Here is a 282-nt window from a genome sequence, read left to right as displayed (position 1 = left end):
ATCTGAGCAATACCGGAACGATCGTCGCCACCGGGGACGCGCTCACGGGCGACGGCCGGCTGACGGTCACGGGTCGCAACGTCGTGAATGCGGGAACCCTGGCCGGCAATGCGGTCAGCGTGGACGCGCAGCAGACGCTGGACAACGCCGGCGGTGTGGTGCAGGGCCTGGGCCCGGCGAGCCGCATCGCGTTCAATGCGCGCGACGTGATCTTGCGCACGACGACGCAGACCAGCGGGCGCACGATCAGCGGGCCCAACGGGGGCAGCACGGGGACGCACA

Annotated in this window: 1 protein-coding gene; it reads left to right on the top strand. The window is 70.6% G+C overall.

Features of this window, described 5'->3' with window-relative positions; genetic code table 11:
- A partial coding sequence (locus tag VTU_RS26290) for a hypothetical protein (RefSeq protein ID WP_040892396.1) occupies positions 1-282 on the top strand: 282 nt, incomplete at both ends.

The sequence above is a fragment of the Verminephrobacter aporrectodeae subsp. tuberculatae At4 genome (genome assembly GCF_000193225.1).
In the GTDB taxonomy this organism is placed as follows: domain Bacteria; phylum Pseudomonadota; class Gammaproteobacteria; order Burkholderiales; family Burkholderiaceae_C; genus Acidovorax; species Acidovorax aporrectodeae.
Note: the sequence above shows the minus strand (reverse complement) of the source record. Positions and strands in the feature narration are given on the sequence as shown.